At 74.7% G+C, this 26,969-nt stretch carries 27 protein-coding genes; 9 read left to right on the top strand and 18 right to left on the bottom strand.

The features are described from left to right. Positions 1 to 356: 356 nt before the first annotated feature. Genes hemB through AC5L34_RS02775 form a run of 5 tightly spaced genes read right to left on the bottom strand, consistent with a single transcriptional unit; the run spans position 357 to position 6,117 of the window. Positions 357 to 1,340 (bottom strand): porphobilinogen synthase, encoded by a 984-nt coding sequence (gene hemB / locus AC5L34_RS02755; protein ID WP_494823725.1) that lies wholly within the window; start codon positions 1,338 to 1,340, stop codon positions 357 to 359. A 19-nt stretch (positions 1,341 to 1,359) separates the two neighbouring features. Then, positions 1,360 to 2,940 (bottom strand): bifunctional uroporphyrinogen-III C-methyltransferase/uroporphyrinogen-III synthase, encoded by a 1,581-nt coding sequence (locus AC5L34_RS02760; protein WP_441176086.1) that lies wholly within the window; start codon positions 2,938 to 2,940, stop codon positions 1,360 to 1,362. Further along, the gene (gene hemC, locus AC5L34_RS02765) at positions 2,937 to 3,905 is read right to left on the bottom strand and encodes a hydroxymethylbilane synthase (protein ID WP_441176087.1); all 969 of its coding nucleotides are present in this window, start codon (positions 3,903 to 3,905) and stop codon (positions 2,937 to 2,939) included. The genes AC5L34_RS02760 and hemC overlap by 4 nt, the downstream gene beginning before the upstream one ends. Then, on the bottom strand, positions 3,902 to 5,350 hold the full coding sequence (locus AC5L34_RS02770) for a glutamyl-tRNA reductase (RefSeq protein ID WP_494823726.1): 1,449 nt from the start codon (positions 5,348 to 5,350) through the stop codon (positions 3,902 to 3,904). The genes hemC and AC5L34_RS02770 overlap by 4 nt, the downstream gene beginning before the upstream one ends. Beyond that, entirely contained in the window at positions 5,347 to 6,117 is a 771-nt protein-coding gene (locus AC5L34_RS02775) for a redox-sensing transcriptional repressor Rex (RefSeq protein ID WP_357713603.1), read from the bottom strand. The genes AC5L34_RS02770 and AC5L34_RS02775 overlap by 4 nt, the downstream gene beginning before the upstream one ends. Positions 6,118 to 6,517: 400 nt before the next feature. Here AC5L34_RS02775 and AC5L34_RS02780 point away from each other — a divergent pair, with 400 nt between their 5' ends. Both AC5L34_RS02780 and AC5L34_RS02785 read left to right on the top strand, forming a co-directional pair. Then, entirely contained in the window at positions 6,518 to 7,819 is a 1,302-nt protein-coding gene (locus tag AC5L34_RS02780; protein WP_494823727.1) for a sensor histidine kinase, read from the top strand. Between the two features lie 22 nt (positions 7,820 to 7,841). Continuing rightward, positions 7,842 to 8,495 (top strand): response regulator transcription factor, encoded by a 654-nt coding sequence (locus tag AC5L34_RS02785; protein WP_088998230.1) that lies wholly within the window; start codon positions 7,842 to 7,844, stop codon positions 8,493 to 8,495. A gap of 111 nt (positions 8,496 to 8,606) precedes the next feature. Here AC5L34_RS02785 and AC5L34_RS02790 read toward each other — a convergent pair whose 3' ends face one another. Genes AC5L34_RS02790 through AC5L34_RS02800 form a run of 3 tightly spaced genes read right to left on the bottom strand, consistent with a single transcriptional unit; the run spans position 8,607 to position 11,258 of the window. Continuing rightward, a complete protein-coding gene (locus tag AC5L34_RS02790) occupies positions 8,607 to 9,257 on the bottom strand; it encodes an HAD family hydrolase (protein WP_494823728.1) in 651 nt (216 codons plus the stop codon). Between the two features lie 35 nt (positions 9,258 to 9,292). Then, positions 9,293 to 9,544, bottom strand: a complete 252-nt coding sequence (locus AC5L34_RS02795) for a glutaredoxin family protein (protein WP_088998228.1) — start codon at positions 9,542 to 9,544, stop codon at positions 9,293 to 9,295. Further along, on the bottom strand, positions 9,537 to 11,258 hold the full coding sequence (locus AC5L34_RS02800) for an AMP-binding protein (protein WP_494823729.1): 1,722 nt from the start codon (positions 11,256 to 11,258) through the stop codon (positions 9,537 to 9,539). Before AC5L34_RS02800 ends, AC5L34_RS02795 begins: the two co-directional genes overlap by 8 nt. A 554-nt stretch (positions 11,259 to 11,812) precedes the next feature. On the opposite strand from AC5L34_RS02800, the gene AC5L34_RS02805 reads away from it, so the two are divergent. From AC5L34_RS02805 to AC5L34_RS02815, 3 genes are all read left to right on the top strand, one after another. Then, positions 11,813 to 12,772 (top strand): ECF subfamily RNA polymerase sigma factor, BldN family, encoded by a 960-nt coding sequence (locus AC5L34_RS02805; RefSeq protein ID WP_441176092.1) that lies wholly within the window; start codon positions 11,813 to 11,815, stop codon positions 12,770 to 12,772. A 287-nt stretch (positions 12,773 to 13,059) separates the two neighbouring features. Continuing rightward, positions 13,060 to 13,929, top strand: a complete 870-nt coding sequence (locus tag AC5L34_RS02810; RefSeq protein WP_494823730.1) for a DUF5667 domain-containing protein — start codon at positions 13,060 to 13,062, stop codon at positions 13,927 to 13,929. 121 nt (positions 13,930 to 14,050) lie between these two features. Then, on the top strand, positions 14,051 to 14,926 hold the full coding sequence (locus AC5L34_RS02815; RefSeq protein ID WP_363619838.1) for an HAD family hydrolase: 876 nt from the start codon (positions 14,051 to 14,053) through the stop codon (positions 14,924 to 14,926). Positions 14,927 to 15,068: 142 nt separating this feature from the next. Here the strand turns inward: AC5L34_RS02815 and AC5L34_RS02820 are convergent, their stop codons facing one another. The 7 genes from AC5L34_RS02820 to AC5L34_RS02850 all read right to left on the bottom strand — a co-directional run bounded on the left by AC5L34_RS02820 (position 15,069) and on the right by AC5L34_RS02850 (position 21,428). Further along, a complete protein-coding gene (locus AC5L34_RS02820; RefSeq protein ID WP_494823812.1) occupies positions 15,069 to 15,878 on the bottom strand; it encodes a lysophospholipid acyltransferase family protein in 810 nt (269 codons plus the stop codon). A 278-nt stretch (positions 15,879 to 16,156) separates the two neighbouring features. Next, positions 16,157 to 17,230: an NAD-dependent epimerase/dehydratase family protein gene (locus tag AC5L34_RS02825; RefSeq protein WP_494823731.1), complete on the bottom strand. Its 1,074-nt coding sequence runs from the start codon at positions 17,228 to 17,230 to the stop codon at positions 16,157 to 16,159. 120 nt (positions 17,231 to 17,350) lie between these two features. Further along, the gene (locus AC5L34_RS02830; protein ID WP_007465623.1) at positions 17,351 to 17,452 is read right to left on the bottom strand and encodes a 30S ribosomal protein bS22; all 102 of its coding nucleotides are present in this window, start codon (positions 17,450 to 17,452) and stop codon (positions 17,351 to 17,353) included. 216 nt (positions 17,453 to 17,668) lie between these two features. Continuing rightward, entirely contained in the window at positions 17,669 to 17,878 is a 210-nt protein-coding gene (locus AC5L34_RS02835; RefSeq protein WP_007465625.1) for a helix-turn-helix domain-containing protein, read from the bottom strand. A gap of 524 nt (positions 17,879 to 18,402) precedes the next feature. Next, entirely contained in the window at positions 18,403 to 20,001 is a 1,599-nt protein-coding gene (locus tag AC5L34_RS02840) for a hypothetical protein (protein ID WP_494823732.1), read from the bottom strand. Positions 20,002 to 20,059: 58 nt separating this feature from the next. Beyond that, positions 20,060 to 20,638: a TetR/AcrR family transcriptional regulator gene (locus tag AC5L34_RS02845; RefSeq protein ID WP_350822407.1), complete on the bottom strand. Its 579-nt coding sequence runs from the start codon at positions 20,636 to 20,638 to the stop codon at positions 20,060 to 20,062. Further along, the gene (locus tag AC5L34_RS02850; protein WP_494823733.1) at positions 20,631 to 21,428 is read right to left on the bottom strand and encodes an alpha/beta fold hydrolase; all 798 of its coding nucleotides are present in this window, start codon (positions 21,426 to 21,428) and stop codon (positions 20,631 to 20,633) included. Before AC5L34_RS02850 ends, AC5L34_RS02845 begins: the two co-directional genes overlap by 8 nt. Positions 21,429 to 21,505: 77 nt before the next feature. On the opposite strand from AC5L34_RS02850, the gene AC5L34_RS02855 reads away from it, so the two are divergent. Continuing rightward, on the top strand, positions 21,506 to 21,907 hold the full coding sequence (locus tag AC5L34_RS02855) for a VOC family protein (protein WP_494823734.1): 402 nt from the start codon (positions 21,506 to 21,508) through the stop codon (positions 21,905 to 21,907). A 1-nt stretch (position 21,908) separates the two neighbouring features. Here AC5L34_RS02855 and AC5L34_RS02860 read toward each other — a convergent pair whose 3' ends face one another. After that, positions 21,909 to 22,829 (bottom strand): proline dehydrogenase family protein, encoded by a 921-nt coding sequence (locus AC5L34_RS02860; RefSeq protein ID WP_494823735.1) that lies wholly within the window; start codon positions 22,827 to 22,829, stop codon positions 21,909 to 21,911. A 130-nt stretch (positions 22,830 to 22,959) separates the two neighbouring features. On the opposite strand from AC5L34_RS02860, the gene AC5L34_RS02865 reads away from it, so the two are divergent. Genes AC5L34_RS02865 through AC5L34_RS02875 form a run of 3 tightly spaced genes read left to right on the top strand, consistent with a single transcriptional unit; the run spans position 22,960 to position 24,989 of the window. Continuing rightward, positions 22,960 to 23,229 (top strand): hypothetical protein, encoded by a 270-nt coding sequence (locus AC5L34_RS02865; protein ID WP_441176099.1) that lies wholly within the window; start codon positions 22,960 to 22,962, stop codon positions 23,227 to 23,229. A gap of 1 nt (position 23,230) precedes the next feature. Next, the gene (locus AC5L34_RS02870) at positions 23,231 to 24,397 is read left to right on the top strand and encodes a glutathionylspermidine synthase family protein (RefSeq protein WP_494823736.1); all 1,167 of its coding nucleotides are present in this window, start codon (positions 23,231 to 23,233) and stop codon (positions 24,395 to 24,397) included. A 19-nt stretch (positions 24,398 to 24,416) separates the two neighbouring features. Further along, complete coding sequence (locus AC5L34_RS02875; RefSeq protein WP_101415254.1) at positions 24,417 to 24,989, top strand: CGNR zinc finger domain-containing protein; 573 nt, start codon at positions 24,417 to 24,419, stop codon at positions 24,987 to 24,989. A gap of 68 nt (positions 24,990 to 25,057) precedes the next feature. On the opposite strand, the gene AC5L34_RS02880 is transcribed toward AC5L34_RS02875, so the two are convergent. Together AC5L34_RS02880 and AC5L34_RS02885 are read right to left on the bottom strand one after the other, a co-directional pair. After that, positions 25,058 to 25,864: a sugar phosphate isomerase/epimerase family protein gene (locus tag AC5L34_RS02880; protein ID WP_199184597.1), complete on the bottom strand. Its 807-nt coding sequence runs from the start codon at positions 25,862 to 25,864 to the stop codon at positions 25,058 to 25,060. A gap of 120 nt (positions 25,865 to 25,984) precedes the next feature. Then, positions 25,985 to 26,929 (bottom strand): Ppx/GppA phosphatase family protein, encoded by a 945-nt coding sequence (locus AC5L34_RS02885; protein ID WP_441176102.1) that lies wholly within the window; start codon positions 26,927 to 26,929, stop codon positions 25,985 to 25,987. Positions 26,930 to 26,969: the final 40 nt, after the last annotated feature.

Genomic DNA, 26,969 nt, shown 5'->3' on the forward strand with positions numbered 1-26,969 from the left:
GACGAAGGTTCGACCGTTTCCGGCGAGCAAGGTCGCGAGCCTCTACTCGCACCAAGTGCCGGGCAGCGACGATGAGGTGGCACCACCAACACCCGAGCCTGCTGGCGAGGCATCGAAAGCGCCCCGCCGGCAGCAGCAAGCACCAGCGCAGAACCCGCCGGCCCGGCTCGGCCCAGCCCGGGTCGGCTCGGGCGGCTCGGGGCGTCCGTTCAGGCCGGCAGCGACGAGTTGACGAGCCCGGGCAGGGGTGCCGGGCGGACGGAGTTGCGGTCCGGCCGGGGCGGCGGGTCGGGCAGGGTGCCGGTCTGGCGGAGTTGCGGTCCGGCAGAGGGCGGCGGGTCGGGCAGGGGCGGCGGTCAGTAGCGCTGGCGGAGGAGTTGGGCGGCCTCGACCGCCCAGTAGGTGAGGATGATCTGGGCGCCTGCCCGGCGGATCGAGGTGAGCGTCTCCAGCATGACCCGCTCCCGGTCGATCCAGCCGTTCGCGGCGGCCGCCTCGACCATCGCGTACTCGCCGGAGACCTGGTAAGCGGCGACGGGCACGTCCACCGCCGCACGCACGGCCGCCACCACGTCGAGGTACGGCAGGGCCGGCTTGACCATCACCATGTCGGCGCCCTCGGCGACGTCCAGCTCGACCTCGCGCAGCGACTCCCGCAGGTTCGCCGGGTCCTGCTGGTAGGTGCGCCGGTCGCCCTCCAGCGCCGACTCCACCGCGTCGCGGAACGGGCCGTAGAAGGCCGAGGCGTACTTGACGGCGTACGCCAGGACGGCCACGTCCTGGTGGCCCGCGGCGTCGAGCGCCCGGCGTACCACCGCGATCTGGCCGTCCATCATCCCGGACGGCCCGACCACCCCGACCCCGGCGGCGGCCTGGGCGACCGCCATCTCGGCGTACGCCTCCAGCGTGGCGTCGTTGTCCACGTCGCCGCCGGGGGTGAGCAGGCCGCAGTGCCCGTGCGAGGTGAACTCGTCCAGGCAGAGGTCGCTCATCACGACCGTGGCGTCGCCCACCTCGGCGACGACGTCACGGATCGCGACGTTGAGGATGCCGTCCGGGTCGACCCCGCCGGAGCCGGTGGGGTCCCGCTGCTCCGGCACGCCGAAGAGCATGATGCCGCCGACGCCCGCCTGGACCGCCTCGGCGGCGGCCTTGCGGAGCGAGTCCCGGGAGTGCTGGAGCACCCCCGGGAGCGACACGATCGCCCGCGGTTCCGTCAGCCCCTCCTTGACGAACATCGGCACGACCAGTTCGGCCGGGTCGACGCGGGTCTCGGAGACCAGCCGCCGGATGGCCGCGTTGCGGCGCAGCCGGCGGGGCCGGATCTCGGGGTACGGCATCACGGACCTCCTGCTACGACTAACGGAACCGCAGGGCGGTCGGCCCCTGCACCTTCGAGCCGCGGCGCTGCTTCGCCGGCATGGCGGCGAGCTTCTCGCGCAACTCGACGGCGTAGGCGGCGAGCGCCTCGACCAGATCGGGGACCGAGGCGTGCGGCGGCTGGACGTCGACCCGCAGGCCGAACTCCGTCGCGGTCTCCGCCGTCTTGGGCCCGATCACTGCAACGACGGTACGGGCGTGCGGCTTCCCCGCGATACCCACGAGATTGCGCACCGTGGAGCTGGACGTGAAGAGCACCGCGTCGAAGCCACCCGACTTGATCGCGTCCCGGATCTCGGCGGGCGGCGGGGCGGCCCGGACCGTCCGGTACGCGGTCACGTCGTCGACCTCCCAGCCGCGCTCGGTGAGCCCGGCGGCGAGGGTCTCGGTGGCGATGTCGGCGCGCGGCAGCAGCACCCGACCGACCGGGTCGAGGATCTCGTCGTGCGGCGAGAACTCGGCCAGCAGCCCGTCGGAGGACTGCTCGCCCGACGGGATCAGCTCGGGCTGGATGCCGAACGCGCGGACGGCGTCGGCGGTCGCCTCGCCGATACAGGCGATCTTGACGCCGCCGAAGTGCCGGGCGTCCAGGCCGTGCTCGGCGAACTTCTCCCAGACCGCGCGGACCGCGTTGACGGAGGTGAAGATCACCCAGGCGTACCGGCCGTCGACCAGGCCCTTGACCGCCCGCTCCATCTGGGCGGGGGTACGCGGCGGCTCGACCGCGATCGTCGGCACCTCGCAGGGGATGGCCCCGTACGCGCGCAGCCGCGCGCTCATCACGCCGGCCTGCTCCTTGGTGCGGGGCACGAGGACCTTCCAGCCGTACAGCGGCCGGTTCTCCCACCAGCTCAGCTTGTCGCGCTGGCCCACGCCCTCGCCGACGGTGAGCACCACCCGGCCGGTGAAGCCGAGCGCCGCCGCGACGAACGAGTCGACGGTCGAGGTGGTGGTGTACTGCGTCTCGCCGGTGCCGTCCCCGGTCACCCCCACGCCGGTGGTGCCCTCCACGCCGGCGGCGAGCAGCCCGTCGCGGATCGCGGCGAGGTCACCGGCGTCCACGGCCAGGGCCAGCGAGCCCCGGCGTACGGCGGCGGCCAGCGCGTCGAAGTCCAGCGTGCCGACGTCCTCGACGTCGGCGGCCGTCCGTACGCCCGGCAGCGGCACGCCCGCGTAGGTCGCCACCCCCTCGGCCTGGCCGACGCCGGGCACCACCTCGAAGTGCGCGGCGGTCCGCGCGACCGCCTGCACCTCCTTGACGACCGAGTCGTGGCCGAACGGGTCGCCGGCGACCAGGTGCACCGCGTTCAGCCCGGAGCGGGCCGCCGAGATCAGCACCTTCGCCACGTCACCCGGCGCGCCCTCCGCCGGCGTGAACTCGGCGTCGGACCTGGCCTGGGCGCGCACGGCGTCGAGCAGCGACTCGGGGACTCCCCGGTCGTACACCACCTGGTCGGCGTCGACCAGGGCGTCGTGCGCCCGGCGGGTCAGCAGGCCCGGGTCGCCGGGACCGGCCCCGACGAAGGCGATGCGGCCTACGGGCTTACGGGTGCGGGTCATTCTGTGCTCCCAAATTGCTGGGTCCCCGGGCCGGCGTGTCCATCGTGGCCGAGGATCGAGTCGGCGCCGAGGTCGAGGAGTTCGGCGGCGAGTGCCTTGCCGATCTCCGCCGCGTCGGCGGGCGTTCCGGTGCGGGACAGCCGGAGGTCTCTCGTACCGTCCGGACTGATCACCGCCCCGCGCAGATAGATCTCCTCGCCGGCGTCGCCCTCGGCGAGTTCGGCGTAGGCGGCGACCGGGGCGGAGCACCCGGCCTCCAGGGTGGCCAGCAGCGCCCGCTCCGCGACGACCGCGGCGTGGGACGGTGCGTGGTCGAGCACGGCGAGCAGCTCGACCAGGTCGGTGTCGTCGGCCCGGCACTCCACCGCCAGGGCACCCTGGGCGGGCGCGGGCAGCATCAGCATCGGGTCGAGCGTCTCGGTGATCACATCGGTCCGCCCGAGCCGGGCCAGCCCGGCCCGGGCCAGCACGACCGCGTCGAGGTCGGCCTCCGGGCCGAGCACCCGCGCGAGGCGGCTGTCGACGTTGCCGCGGATCGGGGTGACCTCCAACTGCATCCCGAGGGCGTGCAGCTGGGCGATGCGGCGCAGCGCGCCCGTACCCACGGTCGCGCCGGAGGGCAGCTCGGTGAGGGTACGGCCGTCCCGGGCGACCAGCGCGTCCCGCGGGTCCTGCCGGGTCGGCACCGCCGCGACGTGCAGTCCGGCCGCCGCCGCGGTGGGCAGGTCCTTGTAGGAGTGCACCGCGAAGTCGATCGTGCCGGCGGTCAGCGCGTCACGCAGGGCGGAGACGAAGACGCCGACGCCGAGCCGGTGCACCGGCGCGGCCGAGCGGTCGCCGGCGGTGACCACCTCGACCAGCTCGACGGGCCGGCCGGTCGCGGCGGTCAGGGCCTCGGCGACGTGGCCGGACTGGGCCATGGCCAGTTTGCTGCCACGGGTACCGAGGCGCAGGGGCGTGCTCATCGCTCACCTCCGATGGGCGGGACGTCGGCGGAGCGCGTCGACGGCGGAATGTCGGCGAGGCCGACGGGCGGCGGAACGTCGGCGAGCCCGAACGGCAGCGTGGCGTCGGCGAGCCCGAACGGCGGCGCGGCGTCGCCGGCCCCGATGTCGGGGACGTTGTCGACGGGCGAGGTCTGCGGCACCTGGAGGTCGAACAGCTCGCGCAGCAGGGCCGCGTACTGGTCGCCGCCGGGCTCGGCCGCCAACTGGCGGACCCGCACGGTCGGCTGGTGCAGCAGCCGCTGCACGACCCGGTGCACCGTACGGGCCACCTCGGCGCGCTGGTCGTCGGTGAGGTCCGGGCGGCGCTGGGCGAGACGGCGCAGCTCGGCGCCCACCACGTCGTCGGCACGGCCGCGCAGGGCCGCCACCGTCGGCGCCACGTCGGCGCCGCGCAGCCAGGTGAGGAAGGCGTCGACCTCGCCGACCACGATCCGCTCGACGGCGGCGGCGTCGGTGGCGGCGGGCCCGTCGGCGAGCAGCGCCGCCATCCGGTCGATGTCGATGACCTCGACGCCGGGCAGCTCGGCGACGCCGGCCTCCACGTCGCGCGGCACGGCCAGGTCGAGCAGGACCAGGGGCCCCCGGTCGGGGTCGCGCCGGGCGAGCGCCCGGGTCACCACCTCACGGGTGAGGACCGCTTCGGCGGCCGCGGTGGCGGCCACTACGATGTCCACTGTGGAGAGCACGGTGGTCAGCTCCGCCATCGGCGTCGCGCCGGCCCCGTACGCCTCGGCCAGCCGGACGGCCCGGTCGGTGCCCCGGTTGGTGACGGTGAGCGGCCCGGCGCCCAGCCGGGACAGCGTGGCGACGCCCAGCGACCCCATCGCGCCCGCACCGACCACGAGCGCGGGACGGCCGGCGAGGTCGCCGTCGAGGTGCCCGGCGGCCAGCTCCAGCGCGGCGGTCACCACGCTCTGGCCGGCCCGGTCGATCCCGGTCTCCGCGTGCGCCCGCTTGCCGACCCGCAGCGCCTGCTGCATCAGCTCGTGCAGCAGCCGCCCGGCGGTGTCGGCCCCGGTCGCGGAATGGTAGGCGTCCCGGAGCTGGCCGAGGATCTGCGCCTCGCCGACCACCATCGAGTCGAGCCCGGCGGCGACCCGGAAGACGTGGTCCACGGCGGCGGCGTCGAAGTGCACGTAGAGGTGGTTGGCGAGCGCGGCGGGCTGGCAGCCGGCGTGCTCGGCCAGCACCGCGCAGATGTCGCCGAGGCCGCCGTGGAAGCCGGACACGGCGGCGTAGACCTCCACCCGGTTGCAGGTGGAGACGATCACGGCCTCGGTCACGTACGGCTGGGCGACCAGCCGGTCCAGGGTGCGGGTGAGGTCCGCGGGGCCGACCGCGAGCTGCTCCAGCGTGGCGACGGGAGCGGTGCGGTAGGACGCGCCGACGACGAGCAGTTTCACGTGCCGATCGCCTCCTGCGGGTCGGTGACGGCGAGCCCCCCGGGCAGGGCGGTGAGGGCGGACCCACCGGTGGCGGGGAGCGCGGTCAGCGATGCCTTGCGGTGCTCGTGGAAGGACAGGATCTGCAGCTCGATGGCGAGATCGACCTTGCGCAGGTCGACCCCCTCCGGGACCGAGAGTACGCACGGGGCGAAGTTCAGGATGCTCGTCACACCGACGGCCACGAGCTGGTCGGCCACCGCCTGGGCGGCCGAGGCGGGGGTGGCGATCACGCCGATGGCGATGGCCTCCTCGACGGCGACCCGGGGCAGCTCGTCGATGTGCCGCACGACCAGCCCGTTGATCTCCTCGCCGACCCGCGCGGTGTCGGCGTCGAAGAGCGCGGCGATCCGGAAGCCGCGGCTGGCGAAGCCGTCGTAGCCGGCGAGGGCGTGACCGAGATTACCCACCCCGACCAGGGCGACGGCCCGCCGCTGGGTGAGCCCGAGCACGTACTCGATCTGGTCGATCAGCAGCGCCACGTCGTAGCCGACGCCACGGGTGCCGTACGAGCCGAGGTGCGAGAGGTCCTTGCGGAGCTTCGCGGAGTTCACGCCGGCGGCGCTGGCCAGACCCTCGCTGGACACGGTCTCGTGGCCGGTTTCGGCGAGATTGTGCAGGGCACGGAGGTATTCCGGGAGCCGCGCGACGGTCGCCTCCGGCAGATCCGGGAGCGCCGGTACGGCACCGGCGCGGCCGGGCGCGCCAGGGTGACGGTGCTGACTCATGAGACTCCGTGCGGTGCGATCCTCGGCCAACTCCACCGGCCGGCCGTTTCGGGACTCCCGCTGGCGACCGAGATTGCCGGCTGTGCTAGCAGGGCGCGTCGGAACTACAGAGTAGGCGCTTGTGAAGGCGTGCACAAATCGCGATCTTGAAAGCTCGCGACGCGGCTTCACCAGCCCCTCCATTCCGCAAGATCGATCCGGCGGCCTCCGCCGGCCGCCGCCCGACCTCCGGGCGGCGCCGTTGGCGCTGGCCGCGCCGATTATTGCTCAATTAAGACTTCTCTGACCAATCGCGCGACCCACGGCTCGCCCACGATCCGGTCACGGTAGGGCCAGCCCTACGCCGCAGAGGCGGGCCGACGGGATGGGTCGGCCACCCCGCGCTGCCTAGCCTCGTGGCATGACCGCCGTACCCGTCACCGCCGACCAGCCCGTGCCGGCGCCGACCATCTCCCGCCAGCTCCTGCTGGACTCCGGCTACGTGCTGCTGGGCCTCCCGCTGGCCCTGGCCAGCTTCGTCGTCCTGCTGGTCGGCCTGGCGGCCGGGCTCGGGCTGGTGGTGACGGTGATCGGCCTGCCGATCCTCAGCGGCACCCTCTACGCCGCCCGGGGCCTCGCCGACATCGAGCGGCTGCGCCTCCCCGCCGTGCTGCACCAGTCCCGCATCCGCCCCCAGTACCGGCTCGCCGAGCCCGGGGCGAGCGCCTGGCGGCGCATCTTCGTGCCGATGGGGGACGCGCAGTCCTGGCTCGACCTGGCGCACGGCATCCTCAAGCTGATCGTGGCCATCGTCACCTTCGTGGTCACGCTGGTCTGGTGGGCCGGCGCCGTCGCCGGCACCCTCTACTGGGCGTACGACTGGGCGCTGCCGCACGGCGACCCGGAGGACGTGGGCCTCCCCCAACTCCTCGGCCTGGGCGACTCGACCATCGCGCGGATCGGCCTGCACACCGCGATCGGGCTGTTCTTCCTGATCACCCTGCCGATCGTGGCGCGCGGCTGCGCGCTGCTCCAGGCCAGCTTCGGCCGCGCCCTGCTCACCGGCGTGGCCGAGATGCGCAACCGGATCACCGTGCTGGAGGAGCAGAAGCGGGCCGCCGTCTCCGCCGAGGCGAGCGCGCTGCGCCGGCTGGAGCGCGACATCCACGACGGCCCGCAGCAGCGCCTGGTCCGGCTGGCGATGGACCTCAGCCGGGCCCGCCAGCAACTCGCCGTCGACCCGGAGGCCGCCGGACGCACCCTGGACGAGGCGGTCACCCAGACCCGGGAGACGCTCGCCGAGCTGCGCGCCCTGTCCCGGGGCATCGCGCCACCGATCCTGGTCGACCGGGGACTGCCCAGCGCCCTGGCCGCCCTGGCCGGGCGCGGCCTGATCCCGATCGAGCTGCGGCTCGACCCGGAGCTGGGCAGCCCGGCCGGCCGGCTCGACCCGGCGGTGGAGAGCACCGCCTACTTCGTGGTGTCCGAGGCGCTGACCAACGTCGCCAAGCACAGCCGGGCGACCGAGTGCCAGGTCACCGTGGCCCGGCACGAGGGGCGGCTGGAGGTCGACGTCGACGACGACGGGCAGGGCGGCGCCCACCTGGCCAAGGGGCACGGGCTGGTCGGCATCGCCGACCGGGTCCGCGCCGCCGGCGGCCGGCTCTCCGTGGTCAGCCCGGCCGGCGGCCCCACCAAGATCCGCGCGGAGCTCCCGCTGTGAGCCGTACGTGGTAGACAGGCGCATGCGGATCGTGATCGCGGACGACGCGGTGCTGCTCCGGGAGGGGCTGGTACGGCTGCTCACCGAGCGTGGGCACGAGGTGGTGGCCGCCGTGGCCGACGGCGAGGCGCTGGTGGCGGCGGTGGTGGCCCACCGGCCGGACGTGTCGATCGTCGACGTCCGGATGCCGCCGTCGCACACCGACGAGGGGCTGCGCGCGGCGGTGGAGGCCCGCCGGCTGGTGCCCCGCACCCCGATCCTGGTCCTCTCCCAGTACGTCGAGGTGTCGTACGCCGACGACCTGCTCGCCACCACCGGCGGCGGCGGGGGCGGGATCGGCTACCTGCTCAAGGACCGGGTGGCCGCGATCGACGAGTTCCTCGACGCGCTGGACCGGGTGGCCGGCGGCGGGACGGTGCTCGACCCCGAGGTGGTCGGGCAGCTCTTCGCCCGGCGCCGGCGCGACGACCCGCTGCGCGAACTCACCCCGCGCGAACGCGAGGTGCTCGCGCTGATGGCCGAGGGCCGCTCCAACACGGCGATCGCGAAGACCCTGGTGGTCACCGACGGGGCCGTCGAGAAGCACGTGCGGAACATCTTCACCAAGCTCCAGCTCCCGCCCGACACCGAGCAGCACCGCCGGGTCCTGGCCGTGCTGGCCTACCTGCGAAACTGACCCGGCACCCGGTGCGGCACCGTCGACGGAGCGGTGGGCGGCCGGGGCACTCGCCGTGGGCCGGGCAGCGGGCGCACCCGCCGTCGGCGCGCGCGGACCCGCCCGGGCCGGTCAGGGCAGCGTGGCCGCCAGGCCGACGGCCTCGCTGAGGGTGTCGGCGACCGGGTGCCCGGAGGCGCGCAGCCGGGCCGGGTCGGTGAACCCGCCGGTGTAGAGGACGGCGCGGCCCCCCACCGACACGGCGGCGTCGGCGTCGTCGACCGAGTCCCCGATCAGCACCACGTCCCGACCGTCCACGCCGAGCTCCGTCAGGTGCCGCCGGAGGGACTCGGCCTTGCGGTCCCCGCCGACGCTCGCCCGCAGCCCGTCCACCCGGACGAAGTGCCCGGTGAGCCCGTACGTGTGCACGGTCGGCACCAGCTCCTCGTGGAACCACATGGACAGCAGGGACTGGCTGCCCGGCCAGGCCGCCATCGCGACGCCTGCGTCGTGCGCCAGCTCGCAGGTCGTCAGCCCCGTGCGGTACGCGTCGTGGAAGATCCGGTCCAGCCGACCGAACGCGTCGTCGTCGACCGCCCGGCCGAGCACCTCGGCGTAGTAGTCGGCGATCGGCCGGCGGAACCGCACCCGGTGCTCGTCGGCGGTCACGGCGGGCCCGCCGACGCTGGCGAAGGCGACGTTGGTGCAGGCGACCACCAGGCTCAGGTCGTTGAGCAGGGTGCCGTTCCAGTCCCACACCAGGTGGTTGCGCGTAGGGGTCATCCGAGCACCCTAGCGCCCGGGCCGGACATGGCTCGTCAGAGCTGCGGGGTGGTCAGGTCGCGCAGCAGCCGCTCCTCCTCCACCCGCCAGTAGCCGTGCTCCTTGCCGTCGAGCAGCACCACGGGCAGCCGGTCGCCGTACTCGCGTTCCAGCTCGATGTCGTCGGTGACGTCCTTCTCGATCCACCGGTCCCCGGTGACCGCCACCACCCGGTCCAGCGCCACCTTCGCCTCGTCGCAGAGGTGGCATCCGGGGCGGGTGATCAGGGCGAGTCGGGGCTCACGCATCGGTCTCCTCCGTCGTGCTGGTGCCGGCCGGGGCCGACGTACGGGTCTCCGGCGACGCCGCCGGGGACGGCACCGGGGCCGGGGACGGCGCCGGCCGGAGCAGGGTCTTGCGTACCTTGCCGATCACCGAGTGCGGCAACTCGTCGACGAACTCGACGGCGGTCGGGCACTTGAACCGGGCCAGGTTGCGGGCGCAGTGGGCGAGCAGTTCGGCCTCGGTCACCGCAGCCCCCGGCGCCGCCACCACGTACGCCCGGACAGTCTCGCCGGTGCGCGGGTGCGGCACACCCAGTACCGCCGACTCGCCCACCCCCGGGTGCGCGCTGAGCACCAGCTCGACCTCGTGCGGGTACACGTTGAAGCCGTTGACCAGGATCAGCTCGCCGATCCGGTCTACCAGGAAGAGGTCGCCGTCGGAGTCGGCGTACGCCACGTCGCCGGTGGGCCACCAGCCGTCGGCGTCCGGGCCACCCCGGCCGTCCGGCCAGTAGCCGGCGAAGACGTTGGCCCCGCGCACCACGACCTGCCCCGGGTCGGTGCCGGGCATGACGTCGGAGAGGTCCAGCTCGTCGGCGTCGTCCTCCGGCTCGGCCACGCCGTCGCGCCACAGGTCGGAACCGTCGGACCCGACCAGACGCAGCTCGACGCCGGGCAGCGGCCGGCCGATCGAGCCCGGCTTCGGCTCCCCGCCGACCAGGGTGGAGGTCAGCACCGGCGCGGTCTCGGTGAGGCCGTACCCGACGTGCACCGGGCGACCGGCGACCTCGGCGAAGCGGGCCGCGACGGCCGGCTCCAGCGGCGCCGCGCCGCAGACCACGGCCCGGACCGACGCCGTCGCCGCGGCCAGGGCGGCGGCGTCCGCCGTGGACCAGGCGGCCACCATCGACGGTACGCCGACCAGCACGGTGACCCGGTGCCGGGCGATCTCGGCCAGCCCCGCGTCGGGGCCCGGGTCGTCGACGAGCACCCCGGTCGCGCCATGGTGGACGACGGCGCCGAGCCCCGTGTTCAGCCCGTACGCGTGGAACAGCGGCAGCGCCAGCAGCACGGTGTCGTCGGGACCGACGACGGGCGGGTCGATGCGCCCGACCTGCTCGTGGTTGGCCGCCAGCGCCCGGTGCGTGAGCATCGCGCCCTTCGGCCGCCCCTCGGTGCCGGACGTGTAGAGCAGCAGCGCCAGGTCGTCGCCGCCCCGGTCGGGGAACGGCGGGCCGGCCGGCGCCACCGGCGGCGCGGTGTGCACGGCGACGAGCGCGGGCAGGTCCCCGGCGACGCCGGCGACCAGGTCGCGCACCCGCTCGGTGCCGATCAGCACCGAGGCGCCGGAGTCGGCCAGCACGTGCCGCAGCTCGGGAGCGGTGAGGCCGGGGTTGACCGGCACCGCGACCAGCCCGGCGCGCAGCGCGGCCAGGAAGGTCACCACGAAGTCGGGCGAGTTGCCGAACGCCACGGCGACCCGGGGCGGGTGCCGGTCGGCGGCGGGGCCCGGCGCGGCCGGCGGCGCCCCGGTCAGGGTCACCAGGGCGTGGGCGGTGGCCGTCACCGAGGCGTCCAAATCGGACCAGGTGACGGTCCGGTCGCGCCAGTGCAGCGCGGGTCGGTCGCCGTCGGCGGTGGCCGCCCGGTGGAGCCGCTCGACGAGGGTCGAGGCGGAGCTGTCGGTTGCGTCCTGCACGGTGGCTGAGTCTGGCACAGCGCGGGGCCTGTGGGCCATGCCCGGCGAGAGCCGGTGCAGCGTCGCGGCGGGCGGGACCGCCCACCCGGGCAAGTCCCGCCCACGGGACGGGCGAGGCGCGCGGACGGGACGGCACCGGTCCCGCGCACGGGACGCGCCCGGGCCCGCCGGGCGCGTCCGACGGTCCTGGGGCGACAGTCGCGCCGGCGCCCCGCCCGACGCGGCGGAAGGGGGCACTGACCTGGAATTTCCTTCGCAATCACGCCGCAATCCGAAAGTCAACCGCACACGACGGACAACCGGTCCGCCAGCTGTGCGACGCGGCGGGAAATACTTCCGCCCTGTGTAACGGACTTGCCACGCGTGGGTGACGTTGGCCCTATCATCACTCGGGTCGGCTCACCCCATTTGCCGTGAGTCGACACCCCTCAGCCCGAGGAGGCCCCCGTGCCTGTGAGCGCATTGGACCAGCACCTCAAGGGGATCTGCCGCCCGTCGGCACACCCCGAGCCAGCCCTGCCCGGCCCTGCCGGCCGGGCCACGACGGCCACGCGCCGGCCGGCAAGGCCGGTCGGCGGGACGGAGGCGGCGCGGTGACCACCTTCGGATACGCGGAACGGCCGGCCGGCCTGACCAACCCGGCGATCCGCGGCGCGGTCAACGAGCGGCCCGCCGCGCGGGGCCCGCTGGACGACACGGGCAACCTCGTCGCACGGGGGGACGGCACGTCGAGCCGGACCCGCAACCGGCCGCACCAGAACGAGCCACCGCCACGCTCCGCGACACCGGGCGGCAACGCGAAGCCGGCCGGCGGCCGGGTCGTGGTCCCCGCCCGGCCCACCATGCCGGCGCAGGGCCGCCGCACCACCGAGCCGGCCAAGGCGCCCGACGAGTCGGGCCCGGAGACGGCGGTGCTCCCGGCGGTGCCGGCCGCCCCCGCGCCGGTCAACGCCTCGACGGGCTTCCCCAGCCGTCCCGACCCGTCCGACCCCGCCACCGAGGTGTGGGGGCTGGTCGAGCGGGCCCAGGCAGGCGAGTCCGAGGCGTTCGGGCTGATCTACGACAGGTACGTCGACACGGTCTTCCGGTTCGTCTACTTCCGGGTGGGCAACCGCCAGCTCGCCGAGGACCTCACCTCCGACACCTTCCTCCGTGCCCTCAAGCGGATCGGCAGCTTCACCTGGCAGGGGCGCGACCTGGGCGCCTGGCTGGTCACGATCGCCCGTAACCTGGTGGCGGACCACTTCAAGTCGGGCCGCTACCGGCTGGAGGTCACCACCGGGGACGTGTTGGACGCCGACCGCGAGGACCGCGGCCCCGAGGGCAGCCCGGAGGCGGCGGTCGTCGAGCACATCACCAACGTGGCCCTGCTCAGCGCCGTCAAGCAGCTCAACCCTGAGCAGCAGGAGTGCATCGTGCTCCGCTTCCTCCAGGGCTTCTCCGTGGCCGAGACGGCCCGCGCGATGGGCAAGAACGAGGGCGCGATCAAGGCTCTCCAGTACCGCGCGGTGCGGGCGCTGGCCCGGCTGCTGCCGGACGGCTTCCAACCGTAGTCCCGTGCAGGAGACCGCCGTGCATCGATGGATGTACGCGCAGGTCAGCGCCGTCGCGACCCCGTGTCGCCGATCACTTTCCGTGATTTCGCCGCCGCCGGCCCCGTAACCCATGTCCGGTGCGGACCGTTTCTCCGGGTGCGACCGGTGGTGGCCCCGGCATCCCCGGGCCCCCGAGGTCCGGCAGTGCGGCCGGCCACGAGCCTCGTCAGTGGTGTCCCGCCGTCACCGGTCGCTGTCGACGACAGCGGCCGACCGGCCGCGACCAGCGAGAGGAGGTGCCCGCGGTGGACAGCAACCTCTTCTCCCGTCGGCGCGCGGAGCGCTTCGCGCAGCTTCTCGACGAGGCCAACGGGGGCCGGCGACACCACGTCCGTTCCCGGGCCGACGACCAGTTGACCGCGCTCGTCGCGGTGGGTCGCCGGTTGGCCGTGGCCCCGCCCGCCGTGCAGGTGGACCCGGAGTTCCGTACGGGACTGCGGGCCATGCTGCTGGCCACGGCCGAGCGCGAGGGCATCGGCGCCCCGGCCGAGCCGTCGTCCCGGCGCTCCGCCGACGCCGGCCGCAACCGGCTGCTACCGGCGGTGACCGCTCGCCGGGCCCGCGCCCGCGGTGCCATCCTCGTCGGCGTCGCCGCCGGCGCCGTCGCCCTCTCGGGCATCTCCGCCGCCAGCGAGAACGCCGTCCCCGGCGACGCGCTGTACGGCATGAAGCGCTCCACCGAACGCGCCCAGCTCGCGCTGGCCAGCTCGGACGTCAGCCGGGGCCAGCTGTTCCTGGACTTCGCCCGCACCCGGCTCGCCGAGGCGGCCGCACTGCGCGGGGACGAGGACGGCTTCAGCGCCGTGCTGGACGACATGGACGCCGACACCCGCCAGGGCGTACGCCTGCTGACCACCGCCGCGGCGCAGCGCTCGGACCCGGCGGCCCTGGACGCGATCAACTCCTTCCTCACCGGCCAGCGCCGGGCGGTCGGCGGGCTCCTCGACGACGCCGGCCGGGCCGACCGCGACCGGACCCGCCGCTCCCTCGCCCTGCTCGACGCGGCCCGCAAGCGCTCCGACGCGCTGCGCGCGGCGATCGCCTGCGGCCTGCCCGCGCCGGCCGGCAGCGACGCCCTCGGCCCGACACCGGCGAGCTGCCCCGGCGAACGCTGACCCGTCCCGCCGCCCCGGACCGGCCGAGACGTCCGCGCCACAGTTCACCCGTGGGGCGGACGTCCGTCACCCGGGCCCGGCTACCCTCGCGGGAGGCACACGTCGAGCGGAGGGAGGTCGCGTGGCCCGCAGCCGCAAGGTGACGGTCAGCACCGACGCCCATGGTCACACCGCCGGCTGGGCGGAGACCGACCTGGCGCCCCTGGCTCCCCCGGAACCGGATCCGAGCGCGGCGGCCTTCTTCGACGTCGACAACACGATGATGCGGGGCGCGTCGATCTACTGGTTCGCCCGGGGGCTCGCCGCGCGCAACTACTTCACCACCACCGACCTGGCCCGGTTCGCCTGGCAGCAGCTCCGGTTCCGCCTGCTCGCCACCGAGCACGCCGGTGACATGTCGCAGGCCAAGGAGGCCGCCCTCGCCTTCGTCGAGGGCTGGCGGGTGGACGACGTGGAACGCCTCGCGGAGGAGATCTTCGACGAGTTGATGGCGCCCCGGATCTGGGCGGGCACCCGCCAGCTCGCCCAACGCCACCTCGACGCCGGCGAGCGGGTCTGGCTGGTCAGCGCGGCGCCGGTCGAGATCGGCCGGGTGATCGCCGCGCGGCTGGGCCTGACCGGCGCGGTCGGCACCGTCGCCGAGATCGTCGACGGCGCGTACACCGGTCGGCTGGTCGGCGACCTGATGCACGGCCCGGCCAAGGCGGAGGCGGTCTCCCAGCTCGCCGCTGTCGAGGGGCTCGACCTGGGCCGCTGCACCGCCTACAGCGACTCGTGCAACGACCTGCCGATGCTCTCGATGGTGGGCCGGGGCGTGGCGGTCAACCCGGACGCCGCCCTGTTCAGGGAGGCCCGGCAGCGCGGCTGGGACGTCCGCGACTTCCGCACCGGCCGCCGCGCCGTCAAGATCGCCGTACCGTCCACCGCGGCGGCCGGCCTGGTCGCCGGGGCGGTCACCGCCGGGCTGGCGCTGCACCGTCGCCGCCGCGACGGCTGACGGCGTAGACAGGCGCGCGAAGCTGCCGGACCGCTGCCGCCGGAACGCTGATACCTGTGCGGCATAAATATGCCTGTGTGGTATCGAGGCGAGGGGACTACACCGCCGGCCGTCGAGGTCCGGCCCAGCGGGCGGGCGCCCCTCAGGGGCCGAACGGGTCCGGGCGCCGTTCCAGGAGCTGGTGCAGGGTCTGCTGGATGGTCTCGCGCACCTGGTCGGCGAGGTTGAACACGACCAGCGGGTCGTCGGCGGAGTCCATCAGGTGGGCGGTGGGAATCGGCGGGCAGAACTCGATCAGCCACTTGCTCGGCAGCGGCACCACACCGAGGGGCCCCAGCAGGGGGAACGTCGGCGTGACCGGGAAGTAGGGCAGCTTGAGCAGCCGCGCCAGGGGCTTGATGTCGGCGAGCATCGGATAGATCTCCTCGCCGCCGACGATGGCGACCGGCACGATCGGGGTGCCGGTGCGCAGCGCCGCCGAGACGAACCCGCCCCGACCGAAGCGTTGCAGCTTGTAGCGGTCGGAATAGAGCTTGCCGATGCCCTTGAAGCCCTCGGGGAAGACGCCGACCAGTTCGCCGTTGCCGAGCAGCCGCTCGGCGTCCGGGTTGCAGGCGACCGTCCCGCCGGTCTTGCGGGCGAGCTCGGATACCACCGGCATCCGGAAGACCAGGTCGGCGCCGAGCAGCCGCAGGTAGCGGCGGGCCGGGTGCTGGTCGTGCAGCGCGGCCGAGAGGATCAGCGCGTCCAGCGCCACGGTGCCGGAGTGGTTGCCGACCACCAGGCCGGCGCCCTCGGCGGGCACGTGCTCCAGGCCGGTGACCTCGGTGCGGAACCAGTCCCGGTAGAGCATCCGCAGCAGCGGGTGGAAGACCGCCTGCGTGATGTCGGGATCGAAGCCGAACTCGTCGACCTCGTAGTCGCCGGAGAGCCGGCGACGCAGGAACGCCAGCCCCTTGGCGACCTTGCGGTCCCAGTGGTCGCCGGGCCGGTCCGCTACCGCCGGCCCGCCCGCCGGTGCCGGCGCCGCCCCGTTGCGACCCGCATCGGCCGCCCCGTCCGCCACGGTGGCGGCCGGCTCGTCGCCGGGGGCCGCCGCGACCGCCTCGTCCGTGGCGGCCGGGTCGGGCGTGGCGGGGTGGTGTCCGTTCGCCCGCGCGGGCTCCGCGCCCGGCGCGGCCACCTTCAGCGGTACGTCGTAGCGGCCGTCGCGCCGCTCGTCCGGCGCGTTCACGAGCCCTCCCGTACGGCCGAGCGGACCTGGCGGATCCCGTCCAGCACGAGTTGCTCCGCGACGGCCAACTGGTCCCGGTGCACCACGACCCCGCCGTGGTGGGCGCGGATGAAGTCGTCGAAGGCGGCGGCGGTGGAGCGGGGCGTGAAGCCGTACTCCTGCTCCAGCCGGCTGGTGTCGACGACCCGGCCGTGCACGAAGAGGTCGACCTGGTCGAGGCCGTAGCGGCCGAAGCCGAGGTTGCGGGCGATCGCGGCGGCGCTGGAGAGGCCGGGCTCCAGCACCGGCACGGCGATCCGGCCCGCGCGGCGGATCGCCTGCGACAGGGAGAGCACGCCGGGGCCCGCCACGTTGTACGTCCCCGGGTGGTCCTCGACGATCGACCGGTGCAGCACCTCCAGCGCGTCGTCGAAGTGCAGGAACTGCAGGCGGGGGTCACGCCCGAACACGGTGGGCACCACCGGCCGGGAGAAGTAGCGGGTGAGGGTGGTGTCGGCGGTCGAACCGATGAACGGCGCGAAGCGCAGCACGGTCGCGGTGACGTCGGGGCGCCGGCGGCGGAAGCCGCGGACGTACCCCTCGATGTCGAGGATGTCGCGGCCGAACCCCCCGCGCGGCACCTCGCGCGGCTCGGTCTCCTCGGTGAAGACGGCCGGGTCGCGGAACGACGCCCCGTAGGCCGCCGTCGAGGAGCGCACTACGAGCTTGCGCAGCCGGGGGGCGCGCTGGCAGGCGGCCAGGAGCTGCATCGTGCCGATGACGTTCTGGTCCTTCATCGCCGCGCGCCCGCCGTGCTGCGGATCCGGCGAGGTGACCAGGGCGAGGTGGACCACCGCGTCGACGTCGAGGTCGGCGAGGAGGCCGCCGAGCGAGCCGGCGTCGACGCGGACGCGCTCGACCCGGTCGAGCAGGTCGGTGATCTCGGCGCCGGGCTCGGGCTGGTCGACGCCGATGACCCGTTCGATGCGGGGATCGGCGGCGAGCCGGGCGGCGACGTGTGCGCCGAGGTAGCGGCTGACCCCGGTGACGACGACTACCCCCGGGGCACCTGGGGTGCCACCGGGGGTCATGTCGTGCACCTCCCCCGGCAGGCGGGATCGAGCCGGGACATCCGCGGCGTGATCACCAGAGCCTCCGAGGGTCGACAGTTGGCAAGTGACGACGGGAGCCGGGTCGGGACCCGGCCCCGGTCACTTGCCGAGACGGCGACGCTGGACGCGGGTCTTGCGCAGCAGCTTGCGGTGCTTCTTCTTAGCCATGCGCTTGCGGCGCTTCTTGACCACCGAGCCCATACGAAAGCCTTTCGATGCAACGTGCGGGGCGACCGGATGACGCCACGGTGTGACGTCGGCGACCGCTTGCGGACAACGGACCGGACCAGCGGGGTTTGCGGCAGGGCGCGCCTGCGGTCACGGTCGGGCTCCAGGGTAGCCGGAGAGCGTCAGCAGGACCAACGCGCCCCCGTCGATGCCCGTCACGTCGCCCTCGACGGGCGGCCCGCGCAGGGGTCAGGCGGTTTCCTGGAAGGCGCCCCGCAGGTATTCGTGCACCGCGTGTTCGGGTACCCGGAACGACCGGCCGACCCGGACCGCGGTGAGTTCACCGCTGTGCACCAGGCGGTAGACCGTCATCTTCGACACCCGCATGACCGTCGCCACCTCGGCGACGGTGAGGAACTTGACCTCCGACAGCCGTCCGTCGGACTGCGACCCGGCCATGGCTCACCGACCCATCCCATGCCCGGCGCGTGCGGCCGGACGGGTTCGTCCCGCCCGGACCGGCGACGCGCGTGTTACCAGTACGGTAGCGGGACGGCTGTGACCGGCGCGATCCCTTCGTACAACTGATCATGGTTCCTCGCCTGGCGACCACCCGTCCGGTCGGTTCGTCGGCGAACCCGTTGCGCCCGGCGTCCGATCGGTCCTCGCCGGGAAGCCGCCGTCCCTTCCGGGGGCGGTCGGAGTGCCGCGTGCGGGCCGTGGACGCCGAAGGTCGCGACCCTCGGAGCGGGGGTCACCGCCGCGCGGAAGGCGCCCGGTGGCTCCGGCGGCGCCACCGGAGCCACCGGGCGGGTGCCCCGGGCCGCTTCCGGACGCGGACCGGGGCTCCGCGCTGGGAGCGGGCACCAGTGTGTCAGGTCGTCCGGCGCCGCCCGACAGCGGTCGATCATGAACGGAGCCGACCCGCCCCGGGCCGTGCGCCCGGCCGCCTTCTCCCGCCACTGCCGCCCGTCCGGGTTCCGTCAGCCGACCACGGCCCGCACGTAGGCGACGCACTCGGCGTGCAGGGCGGGCCAGGGTTCGCCGAGGACCCGCTCGGCCGCCTCCGCCACCGGCGTGAGCTCGTGCACCACCGCCGCGAAGAAGGCGCGCAGCCGCTCCGGGCCGAACCGGTCGACCAGATGCCGGACCGCCAGGTAGGAGATGCCGTAGCTGCCGCCGACCCGGTCGGCCGGGGCGTCGTCGGCCGGGCTGAGGCTGTCGAGCCGGCCGTCCCAGCCGCCGCCGAGCAGGCCCCCGACCTCGTCGAGCCCGGCGTACCGGTCGATCGGCTCGCCGTCGGCGCCCGCGTACTCGGCCAGCCCCTCCACCAGCCACCAGGTGTCCCTGCCGGGGTAGCCGCGCTCGGGCAGGGACGCGGCGTGGGTCAGCTCGTGGCGCAGCAGGTCGTCCACCCCGCCGGCGACGAGTCCCTCGGCGTTGAGCACCACCTCGTGGTGGCCGCCGCCGACCGTGACCGCGTACCCGCCGGTCCACTTCGGCCGGCCGCCGCCGTACCAGCGCTGCCACTCGCCCCGGCCGGCGTGGAAGATGCGGTACCGGTCCGGCCTGCGGCCGTCGACGGCGTACGTGTCGGCGATCCTGGCGGCAGCCTCCGCCTGGGCGAGCAGGCCGGGCAGTTCCTTGCGCAGGGCGGGCGTGGTGGCCACGAGCGTACGCGCACCCACCGCCACGGCCAGCTCGCTGACCTCCCAGGGCCGGGTGCCGGTCTCGGCCGATCGGGACGGCTCCACGGCGAGCAGCCGGGGTCGTTCCCCCTCCCGCCAGCGGGTGCCGGTCAGCACGCGGCTGGTGCGGCAGCCCGGGGCGACGAAGCAGTAGCGGAACTCGACCAGCAGCCGCCACTCGCCGGGGCGGCCCTCGACGGGGGTGGGCAGGCCGGTGGCGTCGGCCTCCCAGGTGGTCACCCGCAGCGCGCGCAGCGCGGCGTACCGGCGGCGCAGGTCCGGATGCGCGACCGGCTCCGCGACGGCCAGGAAACCGGCGCGGTCCCCGCCGAGCAGGGCGGCGGACTGCCGGGCCAGTTCCGCCGTCATCCGCTCCCCGAGGCGGCGGACGGCCGCGGTGGCGGGGTCGTCGGACGCGGCGGTGGACGCCTGCGGGGCCGGCGCGTCACCGGCACGTACCAGGCCGGCCACCAGCGCCGCGGGCAGGCCGCAGGCCAGCAGCAGGGCCACCGCCGCCAGTACCACCCCCAGCGGCCGGATCCGCCGCGCCGCCGGCCCGCCACCCACCGCCGACGGGAGAGGCGCGACGGGGGCCGCCGCGGCTTCCGGCGCGCCGGAAGCCGCCGGCACGTTGCCGGCGACCGTCGCGACCGTCGCGACCGGCGCGGTCGACTCGGCCGGCACGGTGAGCTCAGCACCGTCAGCCGGCTCGGCGCCGTCAGTGGGCTCAGCACCGTCAGCCGGCTCGGCACCGTCAGTGGGCTCGGCGCAGTTGGCGGGCTCAGCGCCGGCAGTGGGCTCGGTGTGGGCGGCGGACTCGGCGTCTCCGGTCGCGGTGGTCGGCGCGTCGTCCGCCGCCGGTCGGCCGTCCGTCCCGGGCTGCCCGTCACTCACCCGCCGAAGGGTACGACCATCCGGGCGGCCGGGCGACCAGGGCCCACCGGGCAAGCCCTCACCGGTCCTCCCGCCGGGGCCAGGACCCCAACGCGCCGTCCAGCGCGGCGACCAGGCTGTCGAAGGAGGCGTCGACGGCGCGGGGCAGCCCGAACCCGCCGGCCGCCTCCAGCGAGACGAACCCGTGCAGGGTGCTGCGCAGCATCCGGGTCGCGTCGAGGGCGTCGTCGCCGTCGAGCCCGTAGCCCCGCAGGGTGGCCCGGATCGCCCCGACGGCCCGCTCACCGGCGGCGACGTGCTCCGGGTCGGTCGGGTCCGGCACCCGCTGGGTGGCCGGGTAGCGACCGGGGTGCCGGTGGGCGTACGCCCGGTAGGCCGTGGCGACGGCCCGCAGCGCGTCCCCGCCGGCCCGGCCCGCGACGGCGGCGGTCAGTTCGTCGGCGAGCTCGGCCGTGGCCAGCGCGGAGAGCTTCTGGGCGAGCGCGTCGGCGCCCCGGACGTGCTTGTAGAGGCTGGGCAGCGCGACGCCGAGCCGGTTGGCCAGCGCGGCGAGGGTGAGCTGGTCGGCGCCGACCTCGTCGGCGAGGCGGGCCGCCTCGCGCACCACGGCGTGCTGGTTGAGCCCGACCCTAGGCACCGGTGACCGCCAGGAACTCGGTGAGCTGGTCGGTCGTGCGGGCCGGCTGGTCAGCGTGCGGGTAGTGGCCGGAGTCGTCGATCATCCGCGCCTCCGCGGTGGCGAAGAGCCGGCGCGCCGCCCGCGCCGCCGCGCCCGGGTCGCGGAAGTCCGGGTCCTTCGTGCCCATCAGCACCAGCACCGGCTGCCGGACCTCGGGGGCGCGGGCGGTCCAGTGCGGCTCGGCGGGCGCGATCAGGCCGCGCATCGCCGCCATCCGGCCGGGCTCGCGCAGCGTGGCGACCATGGCCCTGCGGTACGCCGCGTCGTCGGCCGGCCGGTCGCACGGGAAGAGCGTGCGGTGGAACAGCCCGAACAGCCGTGGGCTGCGCAGCACGGCGGCCAGCCCCATCCGCATGAACGGGTTGAGCTTCGGCTCCTCGACGAACGGGGCGACCTGGACGATGCCGTTGACCAGGGCGGGGGCCTCGGCAGCGGCGAAGACCACGGCCGCCGCGCTGGACGAGCTGCCGACCAGGGTGGCCGGCCCCCCACCGAGGTCGCGGACCACCGCGAGCAGGTCGGCGCCGACCTGCGCCGGGGCGTACGTCGGCCAGCCGACGCTGGACGCGCCGTGCCCCCGTACGTCCACCGAGGCCACCCGGTGCCCGGCCGCGACGAGCAGCGGGACCAGGTGGCGGAACGAGCCGCGGCTCTCCCCCATGCCGTGCGAGAGGACGACGAGCGGCCCCCGCCCGTGCGCCTCGTAGGCGATCCGTCCGCCGCCCCGCTCCACGTAGCTAACTGTCATAACCTGAAAGCTAATGCTCTTAGCCAACGCCGTCAAGGGCTTGACCTCACGCCGGGTTCAGGTCACACGATCGGGTCATGTCGCTCGCCCCCACGCACCTGCGCATCGCCCGACCGAGCCGCGACCTGGCAGCCGCCGAACGCTTCTGGGTCGACGGGCTCGGCCTCGACGTGCTCTGGCGCTCCGCCGCCGAGTCGCCGGGCGAGCACGACCTGCTCATGGTCGGCCGGCCGGGCGAGCACTGGCACCTGGAACTCGTGGGCGGCGAGCAGCTCACCGTCGCGCCGACGCCCACTTTTGAGGACCTGCTGGTGCTCTACCTCGACGGCCCGGTCGACGACGAACTCGTCCGGCAACTGGTACGGGCCGGCGGGACGAAGGTCTCCGCCGGCCCGTACTGGGACCGCTGGGGGGTGACGGTGGCCGATCCGGACGGCTACCGCCTGGTGCTGAGCACCCGGGGCTGGTCGAACGGCTGACTCACTTCTTCGACAGCACGGCCCGGCCGAAGAACATGAGGTTGGCCGGGCGCTCGGCGAGCCGGCGCATCAGGTAGCCGTACCAGTCCTCGCCGTAGGGCAGGTAGGTCCGCACCGTGTAGCCCTCGCCGGCCAGCCGGGCCTGCTCCTCCGGGCGGATGCCGTACAACATCTGGAACTCGAACCGCTCCGGGCCGCGGTCGAACCAGCGGGCCCGGTCCTCGCCGATGGCGATCAGGCGGGGGTCGTGGGTGGCCAGCATCGGGTAGCCGTCGCCGGACATCAGGATGTTCATGCAGCGTACGTAGGACTTGTCCACCTCGCGCGCGGACTGGTAGGCCACCGACTCCGGCTCCTTGTACGCGCCCTTGCACAGCCGCACCCGGGAACCGGCCGTCGCCAGCTCGCGGCAGTCCGACTCGGTGCGGCGCAGGTACGCCTGGAGCACCGCGCCGGTCGACGGGTGGTCCTTGCGCAGCTTGGCGAGGATGTCCAGCGTCGAGTCGGTGGTGGTGTGGTCCTCCATGTCCAGGGTGACCGTGGTGCCCGCCTCCTCGGCGGCGGCGCAGATCGCCCGCGCGTTGTCGTAGGCGAGCTGCTCGTCGAACATCTGGCCGAGCGCCGACAGCTTGACGCTCACCTCGGCGGCCGGGGTGAGCCCCGCGCCGGAGAGCAGCTTCAGCAGCCCGACGTACTCGTCACGGGTGGCGGTGGCCTGCTCGGGGGTGACGGTGTCCTCGCCGAGGTTGTCGAGGGTGACCGCGAGACCGTCGTCGACGAGTTCGCGGGTCGCGCGCAACGCGTCGTCGGTCTTGGCGCCGGCGACGAACCGGCGGACGAGGTCCCGGGTGAACGGGGCCGTCGCGACGAGCCGCTCGACCTGGGGTGACCGGGAGGCGGCGAGGATGATGGTACGGAGCATGGATCGAGCCTAACGCCCGCCGGTGGGCCCGCGCGGGGCAGCGGCGCAGCCCCGGAGGTCAGGTCCCAACCGCATCACAGGCACCAGCCGCGGGGGGACGGCGGTGGCCCCCATCGGTTACAACGATGACGTGGAACAACGCCCCCGCCGCCGGCTCCGGTCGGCCTCCGTGCAGCTCGGCGCGCTCACCGTCCTCGCGCTCACCCTCTCCGGCTGCAACATGACCTCGGACGACGACGATGACGACTGCGCCCTCGGCCCGGTGGGCGGCGGCGACACGGTGGCCCTGGCGCTGCGGGCGCCCGTGGTGACCACCGGTCGCGCCGCGCCGGAGCCGACCGCCGCGGCGGTGCCCGACCGGGGCGGCTTCGGCACGCACCTCGCCTCCTGCGGCGGCTGACGTGCGCCGGGAGTCGGTCACCCCCCGCCCGGACTGGGACGCCACGATCCGTTCCCAGGGCCTGGTGTACGTCGACACCGAGCTGCCCGACGGCGGCATCATGTCGTACTGGGACGAGACCGCCGCGTACGCGTTCGAGCTGGACGAGGTGCTGCGGCTGGAGGAGGCGACCGAGGAGCTGCACCACATGTCGGTCGCCGCCGCCGAACACGTCGTCGCCCGCCGCCGGCACGCCGAGTTCGGCATCCCGGACTGGGCGGCCGAGGCCGTGGCCCGGTCGCTGCGCGAGGCGCCCCCCACCCTCTACGGGCGCTTCGATCTGGCCTACGACGGCAGCTGGCCGCCGAAGATGCTGGAATACAACGCCGACACCCCCACCGCGCTGGTCGAGGCGAGCATCGTCCAGTGGTACTGGCTGGAGCACACCCGGCCGGAGCTGGACCAGTGGAACAGCCTGCACGAACGCCTCGTCGGCGCCTGGGCGAAGATCGGCGCGGGCCTGCACGACCGCCGGGTGCACGTGCTCTGGTCGAACGAGGAGGAGTCCGGCGAGGACCACATGACGGCCGGCTACCTCGCCGAGACCGCCCGCCAGGCCGGGCTGGAGGTCACGCTCCAGCCGATCCAGCACATCGGCTGGGACGGCCGGCGCTTCGTCGACGCGGCCGACCAGCCGGTCACCACCTGCTTCAAGCTCTATCCGTGGGAGTGGATGCTCGCCGAGCCGTACGGGCCGCTGGCGCTGGAGCCGGGCACCCCGACGACCTGGATCGAGCCGGCGTGGAAGCTGCTGCTGTCCAACAAGGCGCTGCTCGCCGTGCTCTGGGAGCTGTACCCCGGCCACGAGCTGCTGCTGCCGGCGTACCTCGACTCGCCGCGCGGCATGACGGAGTACGTGGCCAAGCCGCTGCTCGGCCGGGAGGGCGGCTCGGTGCGGATCGTCACCGGCGGCAGCGAGATCACCAATCCGGGGATCTACGGCGACGAGGGCTGGTGCTACCAGGAGTTCCGGGCCCTGCCGGAGTTCGCCGGCAACCGGATGGTGCTGGGCAGCTGGATCGTCGACGGCGAGTCGGCCGGGGTGGGGGTGCGGGAGAGCGCGAGCCTCATCACCGACGGCTACGCGCGGTTCCTGCCGCACTACATCGACGCGCCACGGGCCCCCTGAGTCGTCTACCGTTGTGGGCGTGAACTTCGACGCGTACGCCCGGACCGGCGTTGACCTCGTCAACGCCCGCCTGGACGACCTCGACGACCTGCGGGCCCTCTTCCCCGACGACAACGCGTGGATGCGCGACGAGGTGGCGGAGCGGGACCTGGCGACATTCCGGCGGGCGCAGAAGCGGTTGCGCGACGTCTTCGAGTACGGCACCTCCGGGCGGGACGCCCAGGCGGTGACCGAGCTCAACGCCATGCTGGAGGCGTTCCCGGTGCAGCCCCGCATCTCCGGGCACGACTCCAGCGACTGGCACATGCACGTGACCAGCCGGGGCGCCTCCGTGAGCGCCGAATACCTGGCCGGCGCGGCCTGGGGGCTGTCGGTCTGGCTCTGCGAGTACGGCAGCGCCCGGTTCGGGGTGTGCGCCGACGAGCGCTGCGGCAACGTCTACCTGGACACCTCGTCCAACTGCTGCCGGCGGTTCTGCTCGGAACGCTGCGCCACCCGCTCGCACGTCGCCGCCCACCGCGCCCGCAAGCGCGCGGCGATCGGCGAGCAGGCCGGCGCGGGCACCAAGGAATCGCTCACCACGGCCGTCTGACGCCCCGTCCCCGGCCGGCCCCCACGCGTCGGCCGGGAGACGGCCCCGACCGGCGCCTCGACCGAGGCTCAGGCGTCGACCGGGGACGGCGTGCCGAGGTGCTGGCGGGCGAACGCCAGCGCCTCCCGCAGGTCGGCCTCCCGCACCGCGCGGCTCTTCGCGCCCCGGGTGGTGACCTCCACGGCGACCGAGCCGGTGAACCCGCGCCCGGCCAGCGAGGAGAGCAGCTCCCCGCACGGCTGGGTGCCGCGGCCCGGCACCAGGTGCTCGTCGCGGCCCTCGCCGGTGCCGTCGCCGAGGTGCACGTGGGCCAGGCCGGCGCCCATCCGGTCGGCCATCGCCAGCGAGTCGGTGTGCGAGGCGGCGCAGTGCGACAGGTCGAGCGTGTAGGAGGCGTAGCCGGTCTCGGTCGGGTCCCAACCCGGCACGTACGGCACGAACTGCCGGCCCGCCATCCGGACCGGGTACATGTTCTCCACCGGGAAGCGCAGGTCCGGGTAGTCGGCGGCGATCGCGGCGAGCCCGTCGGCGAAGCCGCGCGCGTAGTCCCGCTGCCAGGTGAACGGCGGGTGCACCACCACGGTGGGCGCCCCGAGCGTCGCCGCCATCTCCGCCGAGCGGCGCAGCCGCTCCCACGGGTCGGGGCTCCACACCCGCTGGGTGACCAGCAGGCAGGGCGCGTGGACCGAGAGCACCGGGACGCCGTAGTGCTCGGCGAGCCCTCGCAGCGCGCCGACGTCCTGGCTGACGGCGTCCGTCCAGACCATCACCTCGACGCCGTCGTAGCCGAGGGCGGCGGCGAGCTGGAACGCCGCCGCGGTCCGCTCAGGGAAGACCGAGGACGTGGACAGGAGCACCGGGACGCGGGAAGTCACACCATCGAGGGTAGCCGGGATCGATCGACACCTCGTGACGAGAGATTGCAAACCGCCCAGATCACACTTCCCGCGCCCACTCGGGACCGGCTTCCGTTCGCGACTGCGGGGCCCGCCGACTCACACCGGACCGAGCTGGTCCAGGCGGCGCAGGATGACGCCCTCGCGCAGCGCCCAGGGGCAGATGTCCAGCGCGTCCACGTCCAGTTGGCGCAGCACGGCCTCGGCGACGACCGCCCCGGCGAGCAGCTGGTGCGCCCGGCCGGCACTGACCCCCTCCAGCTCGACGAGCTGGGCCGGCGGGATGTGCCGGATGAACGCGAGCACCTGCCGCAGCCCGGCGCGGGTCAGCCGGCGCGGCGCCCACAGGCCGGCGCCGGAGGGGGCCGCACCGGCCAGCCGGGCCAGGGTCCGGAACGTCTTCGAGGTGGCCACCGGCCGCTCCCAGCCCACCTCGGTCATCTGCGCGACGACCGGTTCGAGCAGCCCGTCGACGTACGCCCGCAGCTCGTCGACCGCCTCGGCCGGCGGCGGCGCCGCGCTGTCGGGGGCCACCCGGAGCCGGTCACGGGTGAGCCGGCCGGCACCGAGCGGCAGGGAGACCGCGACGGCCGGGTCCTCGTCGATGCCGGCGGCGATCTCCAGCGAGCCACCGCCGATGTCCAGCACCAGCAGCCGGCCCGCCGACCAGCCGAACCAGCGCCGCACCGCGAGGAAGGTCAGCCGCGCCTCGTCCGCGCCCGGCAGCACCTCCAGGCGTACGCCGGCCTCGTCGCGCACCCGGGCCAGCACCTCGGCGGCGTTGGTGGCGTCGCGGACGGCGGAGGTGGCGAACGCGATCAGGTCGTCGGCGCCGAGCCCGACGGCCGCCGCCTTGGCCATGCCGACCGCCTTGACCAGGCCGTCCGCGCCGGCCTCGGTGAGCGCACCGTCCGGGCTGATCTGCTCGGCCAGCCGCAGCACGACCTTCTCCGAGTGCGCCGGCCAGGGGTGCGCCCCGGGATGGGCGTCGACCACCAGCAGGTGCACCGTGTTGGAACCGACGTCGAGGACACCCAGTCGCATGCTGAAGACACTAGGGCCAACCGGATTGCGCGGCTCGGCG

The organism is Micromonospora sp. ZG13 (assembly GCF_059359355.1).